General features: G+C 39.6%; 8 protein-coding genes and 1 other annotated feature. Of the genes, 5 read left to right on the forward strand and 3 right to left on the reverse strand.

Features of this window, described 5'->3' with window-relative positions:
• The first annotated feature begins 9 nt into the window (after nt 1-9).
• Both AA0017_RS07125 and AA0017_RS07130 read left to right on the forward strand, forming a co-directional pair.
• Nucleotides 10-1179: a peptidoglycan DD-metalloendopeptidase family protein gene (locus AA0017_RS07125; protein WP_413380397.1), complete on the forward strand. Its 1170-nt coding sequence runs from the start codon at nt 10-12 to the stop codon at nt 1177-1179.
• 71 nt (nt 1180-1250) lie between these two features.
• Nucleotides 1251-1643: a hypothetical protein gene (locus AA0017_RS07130; RefSeq protein WP_413380398.1), complete on the forward strand. Its 393-nt coding sequence runs from the start codon at nt 1251-1253 to the stop codon at nt 1641-1643.
• Nucleotides 1644-1795: 152 nt separating this feature from the next.
• On the opposite strand, the gene serA is transcribed toward AA0017_RS07130, so the two are convergent.
• On the reverse strand, nt 1796-3418 hold the full coding sequence (serA, locus tag AA0017_RS07135; protein WP_413380399.1) for a phosphoglycerate dehydrogenase: 1623 nt from the start codon (nt 3416-3418) through the stop codon (nt 1796-1798).
• A 124-nt stretch (nt 3419-3542) separates the two neighbouring features.
• Nucleotides 3543-3771: a binding site (T-box leader), on the reverse strand.
• 1036 nt (nt 3772-4807) lie between these two features.
• On the opposite strand from serA, the gene AA0017_RS07140 reads away from it, so the two are divergent.
• Together AA0017_RS07140 and AA0017_RS07145 are read left to right on the forward strand one after the other, a co-directional pair.
• A complete protein-coding gene (locus AA0017_RS07140) occupies nt 4808-5854 on the forward strand; it encodes a M14 family metallopeptidase (RefSeq protein WP_413380401.1) in 1047 nt (348 codons plus the stop codon).
• A 108-nt stretch (nt 5855-5962) separates the two neighbouring features.
• Nucleotides 5963-6667, forward strand: coding sequence for a FadR/GntR family transcriptional regulator (locus AA0017_RS07145; RefSeq protein WP_413380403.1), 705 nt, complete (start codon nt 5963-5965; stop codon nt 6665-6667).
• Between the two features lie 727 nt (nt 6668-7394).
• On the opposite strand, the gene AA0017_RS07150 is transcribed toward AA0017_RS07145, so the two are convergent.
• Nucleotides 7395-8525 (reverse strand): IS110 family transposase, encoded by a 1131-nt coding sequence (locus AA0017_RS07150; RefSeq protein ID WP_413374642.1) that lies wholly within the window; start codon nt 8523-8525, stop codon nt 7395-7397.
• Nucleotides 8526-9262: 737 nt separating this feature from the next.
• Between AA0017_RS07150 and AA0017_RS07155 the strand changes: the two genes are divergently transcribed.
• Nucleotides 9263-9994 carry a sulfite exporter TauE/SafE family protein gene (locus AA0017_RS07155; RefSeq protein ID WP_413380405.1) on the forward strand — a complete coding sequence of 244 codons (732 nt, stop codon included), beginning with the start codon at nt 9263-9265 and terminating at the stop codon, nt 9992-9994.
• 435 nt (nt 9995-10429) lie between these two features.
• On the opposite strand, the gene AA0017_RS07160 is transcribed toward AA0017_RS07155, so the two are convergent.
• Entirely contained in the window at nt 10430-10678 is a 249-nt protein-coding gene (locus AA0017_RS07160) for a ferredoxin (protein ID WP_003322436.1), read from the reverse strand.
• Between the last annotated feature and the right edge of the window lie 32 nt (nt 10679-10710).

Raw genomic sequence — 10710 nt, forward strand, 5'->3', positions numbered from 1 at the left:
GAGGCTTTTATGCTTGATTTAATGAAAAGAGTGGTTATCGCTTTGTCGATCGCTTTATTTATAGGAATTTTATTTTTAGGGACTAATCAAACAGCAAAGGCTGATAGTCATTTTATAGAAAAATGGCAAGAAAGTTTTGTATGGCCAACAATTGGAGAAATAACCGATACATATGGTTCAAGAGGTGGAGGGCATTTCGGGCTCGATATTGCAGCTCCAGAAGGAACACCAGTCATTTCGATTGAAGAAGGAATTGTCACAAAATCGTATTATTCTGATTCCTATGGAAATGTTGTTTTTATTAAACATGAAGAAAGTGATATCGAGACCGTCTATGCTCATTTAGATCATCGGGGTGTAGAAGAAGGGCAAATCGTACAAGCAAAACAAATGATTGGGACAGTAGGGAACACAGGTCGTTCTCATGGAAATCATCTTCATTTTGAAATGCATCATGGAGAATGGGATATTGAAAAATCAGCTTCTATCGACCCGCTTATCTTTTTGTCTAACGAACCGTCTTCTTTATATGCGGCTTTGGATTATATGGATGACCAAGCTATCCAAACGATGAGTCGTTATATTGACGAAGATTTATTGGACGAAGAGAGGGAGGTAGTAAAGGAAGAGAAAATTTTAGAAACGGAGTCAGTAGAAGAAGACTATACGGATGCAATGGCGATGGTTGAAGAAACCGTTGCTTCCGTTTTAGAAAAAATAAATGCCGAATTAGAAGAGTTAAAAACAGAGAAAAACGAAGTAGTTAGTGAGAGTGATGGCGAAATTCAGTCCGCTCGTGTCGGTGTGGAAAGAGCGGAGACCATTTTAACGGATGTCGAACAGAGCACGTCAGAACCATTAGAAGTAACTCATGAAATTGTGATCGAAAAAGATGATACATTGTGGGCCATTGCGACTAAATATCATGTAAGTGTTGAAGAGATTAAAGGATGGAATGATAAAACTAGCGACTTACTGCAAATTGGTGAGACGATTATTGTTTATGAACAACTTGTAGAAGAGCCAATCCATATTGTCAAACAAGGAGAAAATTTATATCAGCTTGCCAATGAGTATCATCTATCTGTTTCTGACCTAAAGGAGTTTAACCAATTAGAAGGGGACATGATTCATCCAGGCTTGAAGTTGTTATTATCTTTGGCGGAAGATTCTGAATAAAATGCAGAACTATGTAGAATATAGTCGTTCTATGGTAGAATAGAACTAAATATTTGACATGGAGAATGACTATGGATAGGGATCAATCGTTTGTGAACACAACTTTATTAAAATTATTGAATGAGCAAACGGATTTATCCGGAACTCAAATTGACTTAATTGATGGCTTTCTATTTATGTTAAAGAAAATCAAAAGACATAAAACGATTCGTCTTATAAATGAAAAAGAGATTCACCCTCGCTTTTGGCGTTCCCATAATCGAGCATTTGGTTATGGAACAAAAAATCACATAAATGAGCACGAATTTCGACTATTGTATGAGTTTTATTTAAATGTGGCTTTTAAAGAGGGCTTTGTGGAAAGTAAACAAGAGTTTATTCAAGTGACAGAAAAAGGACTTGTTTATTTAAAGAGGCGTAAAGAGGAACAACTGGACCTTTTATTTCAATATATTTGGGGATAAGGAAAAGGAAAAACAAAGTACTTCCATCCAGGGAATAGAGTCTGAGCGCCTACAGCGGCTACTCTCTCTAATGCCAAAAAAGCTTGTCGACAAAGTCTCGTGAAACGAGCCGGTCGACAAGCAGAGATAGTTACCCCATCTTTAGCATCTTTTTATGCTTCGATTTTATTAGCAAATATAATTTCGTCAATATTTGTTAAAGCTTCAATTAACGAATCTGTTACAGGTTTGTCGACAGTAAGCATCATAATCGCTTCTCCGCCTTCTTCTTTACGACCTACTTGCATCGTCGCAATATTAACATTATGTTCAGCAAGTAACTGTCCCATCCGACCGATAACACCTGGACGGTCGTTATGCTGAATATAAAGGATATGCCCGTGAGGTACAAAATCAACATTAAATCCATTGACATTCACAATTCTTGCCCCGTACTCTTTAATATACGTACCTTGAATCTCAAAATGACGATCTTCCCCGTGAACAATTGCATGGATTAAATTAGAATAACCATAGGATTTTGTTACGTGCTTCTCACCAAAACTAATGCCTCTTTCCTTGGCGATTAATGATGCATTAACATCATTAACAGCAGCATCTACACGTGGTTGCAAAAAGCCTGCAATTAAACTTCGAGTCGTCACGGTCGTCTCAAAATTAGTGACGGTCCCACTATAAAACACTTCAATTTCTTTTACTGGTGTTTTCATGACTTGTGAAAGTAAGGTTCCCATTTTTTTCGATAAATCATAAAATGGTTTGACCTTTTCATATACTTCTTTTGATAAGGCTGGAAGGTTAATAGAATTTTTGGCTGGTTCACCTTCTAAGAAATGTAATACTTCTTCTGATACTTGAGAAGCAACATTTAATTGGGCTTCAACGGTAGAAGCAGCAATATGCGGTGTTGTAATGACATTTTCACAATCAATTAATTCTCGATCGGTAGCTGGTTCTTCTTCAAATACATCTAACGCAGCACCGGCAATATGACCGTTCGCTAAATAATGTTTGAGAGCCTGCTCATCAATAATTCCACCTCGAGCACAGTTGATTAAAAAGACACCTTGTTTAGTTTTGGCGATATTTTTCATTCCTAGAAGCCCTTTTGTTTCTTTCGTTAACGGCGTATGGACTGTAATAATATCAGCATTTTCCAATAACTCATCTAATGATGCTTGGGTGACACCAATTTTTTCGGCCCGTTCTTTGGTTAAAAAAGGATCAAAGACGAGTAAAGGCATTTCAAACGCTTTGGCTCGTTGGGCGATTTGGGTTCCGATTCGACCAAACCCAACGATTCCAAGTGTTTTGCCGCGTAATTCCGAGCCTTGGAATGATTTGCGATCCCAATTTCCGCTTTTGATGGAAGCATTCGCTTGAGGGATTTTTCTAAGCAAGGAGCAAATCATCGCAAACGTATGTTCAGCTGTTGAGATTGTATTTCCATCGGGAGCGTTTACGACGACAACACCGCGCTTTGTCGCTGCATCTAAGTCAATATTATCGACCCCAACTCCTGCACGGGCCACGATTTTTAAGTTGGGCATTTGATCGAGTAATTCGCCTGTTACTTTAGTCGCACTACGAACGAGTAGAGCATCAAATGGTGTTAAATCTAAAACATGATCAACGTTTTTTTGGACACATTCAACCCGGTCACTTTTTAATAAAGGTAATAACCCTTCCTCACTCATAGAATCAGATACTAAAATATGGTATTTTGTTTGTGTTTCCACCGCTTTTACTTTTTCAGCCACTGCTTGATCACTCATTTCTCTACACTCCTCTTTTGGTTTTACTGTAACGCTTTGCTGTAACATAGTCAATTCTCTTTTTTCTGAAAAGACGAAATAAAATGAAAGCGGTACACAAAAAACCTTCCACCCCTCACGGTATGTGAGGGGCGGAAGGTATTAACCGCGGTACCACCCTCGTTTTATGCACAGCTGTGCATCTTAGAGACTACTTTAGTCAAAAGATAACGGATTATCCGGATGTGTCTACTAATAAGTTCATTCAACACATCAACTCAGAAGGGCTATCCAAAATGGCTCAAACTAGTTTGCACCGACCACTAGCTCTCTACAATTGAAACCATTTTTTCATTCTTCATCGAAGTTTTTAATGATTGCTAATTGTTAGATAATTTATCATATCAACAATGATCTGTCAATTAGCATTTTTTAATTACTCAACTTTCGCAGCGTATAATTGACCCCTAACCGTTGATAGAGATTGACTTTAGGGTGATACCATACTCAAATTGACTTTACATGAACGGTTCAATCGCTGACAGTCTGAACCCATCTCTTCGCAGGCTGTTGAAGGAGTCTGTGCAGCAAAATGAAGCGCTTCGGCTGTCGCTACCAAAACCATACTCCGCGTCCTGCGGGAACCTTGCGAGCCTCCTCGGCAAGCCTTGCGGGGTCTCGCTCCACGGTTTATTCCCGCGGGAGTCTCCGTATGGTTTTGTCCGCTAAGTGTAGGGGAGATGCTATGATGATAGGGCCATTCTCAATCAGCTATTTCTAACGCAGAAGAACCTTCTTCTTCTTCACTTTGTTGGTTGTGGGACTAAATAGGTAGTTGCCACCTATTTTTTTCCTAAGTCTGCCGTAATGAAAAGACATGATTCAAATCGAAACCAGCTCGATCATCTAGCTAACGTACAGAGCATCCACACTGATTTTTTACAACTGTAACGGAATGAGTCATGGAAGGAGAAAAATCATTCTCAAGCTCATGTCCTTTGAAGGAATGACTGTTTTTTTATTCAATGAGAAAACCGAACCTAGATTCGATTCCATGATCTAGCGGACAAACAGACACGGAGACTCCCGCAGGAATAAACCGTCCAATGAGACCCCGCAAGCGTGCTGAGGAGGCTCATGAGGTTCCTGCAGGACGCGGAGTGTCTGTTTGGGAGCGACAGCCGAAGCGCATTGTACATTGTATATTTTTTCTTGATGCACAGTTTATCCGTTTGGTGTGATAGTACGTTCTCGCTTTTCAAACGTGTCAAGGGCATTTGTTTAAGAGCTTCCCATTCGCTCTGCCAACTCGATGAACGGATTTTCTCGATGCGAAAGTTGAGTTACTTAGAAATCTTTTTACTTAATTTCTTGTTCGATTCATACTTATAAATGAAGGGGGAATGTCGAATGAATTATGTTGTTAAACAAGGTGATACCATTTCAAAAGTGGCGTTAGCATTTCAAATAAGACCATTTGATTTGCTCTTAAATAATCCGACTATTTTAAATGAAAAAACTTATCTTCGTCCTGGTTTACAATTAAAGATTCCACCGCTTCAAATGAATGAGTACGATCCATTTCATTTTGAAACAGAATATGGACCATCTGATTTAGAGAAAGATGTTTTGAAATTACAAGACTTAGGTGTAAAGGCTAAAGAATGTGGACGCTCAGTGATGGGGAAATCGCTTTATCAGTTTGAAATTGGCACGGGGGAAAAGCAAGTTTTTTATTCAGGGGGATGGCACGCGAATGAGGCTCATACGTCAAAGTTTTTGATTCGTTTTTTATTTACATTAGCAGAGGCTAATAAGAAGAAAAGGTCCTTATATAATTATTCTGTTATGAAGATGTTAAAAGAAGTAACGTTAACGGTCGTTCCAATGGTAAACCCTGATGGAATTGAACTAGTTGAGCAAGGTATTTATGAAGAACATCCTTATTACAAAATGATTAATGAGATAAATAAAGGACAAAAAAGATTTGAGCATTGGTCGAGCAATATTCGTGGTGTTGATTTGAATCATCAATGGCCAGCAGGTTGGGAAATCGAAGCAAAGGAAAGTCCGCAAAAACCTTGGTCAAGACATTATAGTGGAATAGCTCCTTTGACAGAGCCAGAGGCGATTGCTGTTTATGAACTGACGATGCAAAAAGAGTTTGCTTATGTATTAGCTTTCCATTCGCAAGGGCAAGTTATTTATTGGGGATACCGTGGTTATGAGCCACCTGAAAGTGAACAAATGGTTGAGAAGCTCTCATTAGCTAGCTCATATACGCCCATTCATACAGCAGATAGTGACGGTGGTTATAAGGATTGGTTTATTCTAGAAAAGCGTAGACCAGGTTTTACGATTGAAGTAGGGAATGGAATGAATCCACTTCCAAATGATGCTTTTGCAGAAATATGGTCCAATAATATTTTATTAGCATTAGAAGGACTGACTCTCTAAGTGTAATATCGGCAAGTCTCTTGCTACAAATGGCATTCAAGGCTAAAATAAAAGAGAGATGATAGTGGAAATCGATTATTGATATATCGGTTTATTTGGAGGAGAATTATGTCAACGAGTCATATAAAGCCAAAAAAGATTTACGAAATTATTGCAGAACAACTAACATTACAAATAAAAAACGAACAATTAAAACCTGGTGAACGTTTGGCCTCTGTTCCACAGTTAGCAGAACAATACCAAGTAGGACGCTCAGCGATTCGCGAAGCATTAAGTGCATTAAAGGCGGTTGGGTTAATAGAAATTAAACAAGGGGAAGGGACCTTTGTTAAAGAGATTGATCATAATTTAGCTAAAGCTGTCTTGCCATCAGTTGAATGGATGAGAAAAGAAGATTTACGTGAACTATTCGAAATTAGAAAAATGGTTGAGACCGGAGCTGCCAAAATTGCGGCAACAAAACGAACAGAAGATGATATTGTTTCTTTAGAACAAGTCTTAGAGGAGATGGAGCAAAATTTAGATGATGGTAAGTTAGGGGAACTAGCTGATATTAAATTCCATAAATGTGTCGTGAATGCAACTAAAAATGAAATGCTTAAAAATTTTCTAGATACGGTTTCTGAAACAATGAAAACAGCCATGAAGGAAGCGCGAGAAAAATTTCTATATAGTGATAAAGAAAAGCTTCATTCTTTATATAAAGAGCATTACGAAATTTATTTAGCGATAAAAGAGCAAAACCCAGAATTAGCATATGAAAAAATGCTGAACCATATCGTCGGTGTAGAAAATAATCTATTTGCGGAATAAATTTGTTGGAGCTGTTCAAAAAGCCCTTAATTAGCTTATTTTTGAATGAGATTAGCTAGGTGGACATTGAGCGATGTTCGCCGCTCCCGGAAATCATGCTCCGCGTCCTAGAGGCCACTGAAAAACAGTCTACGCGTTAAATTATGGTTACATGAGTTTGCCATACTCCGCGAGCTGCATGCCCTACGCGTCCGCGGGTGAGTCGGGAGCCTCCTGATATGAACGAAACTGTCAAGGGCCCTCCTCATAACCAAGGTTTTATCCGTTTTTGGCCAATCTTAACTAGAGAAGCGGTATTTGCTTCTTAAAAATGGATGGCTTGGAGCCTTTTAGGCTTTCAATGTCCTTTCTTTAGCCTAACTACTCCACTTCAACTCTTAGGAGGTCTGTCAAGCGGGTTCCTTGACTGGCCTTCTAAGTAGTTGAGACACTTAAGGTTAGCTAAAGATAATCGTCTTTTATTCCCTCCTAAAAGTCGGATCTTTGTGAAGAAAAGGACACGGCACGAAGGCAAAAACGTTAACGACGATTTTCATCCTGATATCCGTGGGTTTTCACATAGTATCTTTCCGTATAAAGGCCATTCCACTAACTCGCGGCGTGCGTTCTCCCTAAAACGGGATAGCACAGAGGAGGCACGTGGATTTTCCTTCCCGGTGTTACTCTTTGCCTTCGAGCCCTATCCTTCTTATCTAGTTGATATTGATTTCTCTATTTTGTTGATTTCTTATACTTTGTTTAGTTGGCTTTGAGCGGCGGTGCTAGGCACATGTCGGCTAACAGCCCAAATAAATCCTGCTAACTCTCTTGCCACCGCTGTTATGACTTTCCCACTTTCTTTTCCACGCGATAATAAACGATAGTAGCGCTGGTTCAGTCGATTCTGTGCTTTCCACGATAGAGCTTGTATGGACGGATCAAGCTTCTCCAACCTCTTTTTCAAACGACCTTTTACCGCTGGTTGGTAACGATAACTCCAGGCCGATTCTACTAATAAGCGACGGACATGACGATTTCCCGTTTTGGTAATCTTCCCTTGGTACCTTCTATCTCCGCTTGAAGATTCACTCGGTACTAAACCGACATAGGACATGAATTGCCTTGGGGTGGCAAAGCGTTCAAAAGATCCTATTTCTGCCACGAGACTCGCAGCCGTGATTAAAGCAACCCCTCTGAGAGATTGTAACGTTTGAATAGCTGATGCATGAACGCCTTCTTCTGCTTCTTGTTCGATTCCTTCCTCATATCGTTTCAATCTTTGTTCCAACTCTTTTAACTGATGGTAATACTCTTGAAAAACGAGATTTAAGTTTGGGTGCTCAAATGTCAAAGCATCTAACCAAGCGTAATACTTCTTCGTCCACTTTTTCACCCCTTCAGGTGGACGCTTTTCATTACGCAAGAGAAACTTTGTTAAGCGATGTTTGGAACGTAATTCATCTTCTTTGGCATCTTCACGTGCTCGAACTAAATCACGTAACGCTTCATCTTCAGGCGTCGGAATGTAGATGTTCGTTAGTTCTCCCGCACGATAAAGTTGGGCGAGCCTTAAAGAATCCCTTTTGTCCGTTTTGACTCGGTCTCCTGCTTTTTGGGGGATCAAGGAGGGAGCGATCACCTCACAATAGACCCCTAAAGATACACATAAGCGATACAGCCCATATCCAGTCGGTCCCGCTTCGTAACAAAAACGGAGCGTGTCGACCTCTCCTAATTTTTTGATAAGCTTTTTAATCGCCTCTGGTGTATGCGGAATCATCCCCATATAACGAGGGGCATCCCGACCTTCTTCCGCCACCGCTACCGCAATTTTTTCTTTTGATACGTCTAAACCAACGTATTTTATGGTATCCTTCATAATAACTAGCTCCTTTCGTAATGTAGCTCTGATTTGGTTTGGTTAATTCTTCTGTTAATCATTCTAACCAAATTAACCTACGCTGTTACGAGTAAGGGGCTAGTTTCGTTCATGATAACTCGCTCATCGCTGTGGGGTCTCCCGTCACCCACTTTCCCGCAGGAGTCTCCGCGTCCTGTGAGGTGGCACCGAACTAGCTTTGCTAGTGGATTTCGGTTTTGCCACTACTTCCCACGGGGAGTCTCCGCATGACTCGGCCGCTAGGATAGAGGAACAACCTTCATATGATTAATACTCATAAATTTTGAAGTCTCTTATGTAGCCATATCGGTTCGTACGTTTTAAGGAGAGAGTGGGTTCATGTTATAATCTTGGAAACTAGCCTTTCGGTTACAGATAAAAATCGTTCCCCTTTGGTTTGTATTTTGGTAAGTCCACTCTAAAGGAAAGAGTGATTTTTTTCTTTTGCCTTTTTAGGTAGAACGTAAATTTAGCGGACGAGATGGGGGCCGACTCCTGCAGGAGGAAAGGGCAGGCTGAAATCCACTGGCGTAGACAGTTAGTTCAGCGCCCGCCGGAGGGGGTGTGCCCCAATCTCGGGAGCGGTGTCTTGCCTCCCATTTCAATTACATTCAAAAAGGGACTGAACCCTCAAAGCTCATTTTCATACTTTTAGGTACAGTCCTTTTTTTATCGTTTTCTAATGGAGCTTTTTTAATGAGAAAGGAATAATCATAGTGTTTGAATTATTGATGATTTTTATAATTGTTTTTGTTGGTAGTTTTATTCAAGGTGTGAGTGGCTTTGGATTTGGTTTGATTGCGATGGGATTGTTGCCGTATTTATTTACTTTGAAAGATAGTACATTATTAGTCATGGCTTTAACTGTCTTTTTAACATTACGTATTTTAATCAGCCATTATCGTGCACTTGATTTAAAAGGGTTAATACTCATATTGATGGCCGCGATTGTAGGGAGAATCGGTGGTTTTTTTGTGTTAACAAACTTTGGAGAGCTTGACGTATTAAAAAGCTGGCTTGGTTTTGTCCTACTGGCTATGGTGGTCTATATGCTATTGAATAAAAAGCCTCATATGGTATATCAACAACCTTCGAAAATTTTAACCATTATTTTAGGTGTAGTTGGCGGGTTTATAGGAGGGGTATTTGCTGTTGGGGGTCCTTTTTTTGTTTTTTATTTCTTAATGGTGTATGCAGATAAATTAAAATACAATGCAAATTTACAAGCCGTATTTTTTGTGACGAGTATACTGACGGTTACAGCTCATGGATTTAACGGTGATTTTTCTCCATCCTTTTTTATCTATTTTGCCGTAGGATTCATTGCTGTTTTATTAGGAGCAAGTTTAGGTGTTCGTTCCTTTTCAAAACTACCTGCGAGCACGATTCGTTATGTAGCAATGATCATCGTTGCTTGTTCCGCTCTTAATCTGATGTTCTTTTCTTAACTGAAAAAGAGGATGATACGTAGGACGCCATGTTTCACAACAGTATTCATAAAAAGCTTCCTCAGGGATACTTTCAATTAAATGATGAACGCCATCCACTACAGTTCTATACATATTAATGAAGAGGCTGGGAGAAAAAACACCTCTGATACGAAAAACAGGTAACATTTATTGGGTTCGTAGTAGATAGCGTTCTATTCACCGCTCCCGAAAATCATAGGCCGGTGGTTTTCGACCCTGCCAATAGAGCCCACGGGACTCTCCGCATAGCTCGTCCGCTAAGAGAGAGGATGAATCTTCTCATTCCTTTTGTAATATAAAATAAGTAATTTCCATTAAAAAAAGTTAGATGACCGTCATTTCTAGTCATCTAACTCTTTTTTAAGTGGTTTTGTCCCAGTCCCATTTTTTAGACTAGTCGCATCGATTGTTTATCTATTCAAATTTAAGTGGGTCACCTTCAAAGGATTCATCCGCTACTTTAATTGAATCTGTCGGACAGCCTTCTAAAGCATCGATCATATCTTCTTCTAATTCGTCAGGAACTTCTGTTACCCCTTTGTTATCATCCAAAATAACAAAAGCAATCCCTTCATCATCGTAATCATAAATATCAGGGGCTGCAGCACCACATGCTCCACAAGCGATGCATGTATCTTGATCAACAATTGTAAATTTAGCCATTAGGTAAAACCCTCCATTTTATTATCAATAAT

Origin of the sequence: Alkalihalobacillus phoenicis, assembly GCF_047302405.1 — a bacterium.
Taxonomy (GTDB): domain Bacteria; phylum Bacillota; class Bacilli; order Bacillales; family Bacillaceae_D; genus Alkalihalobacillus.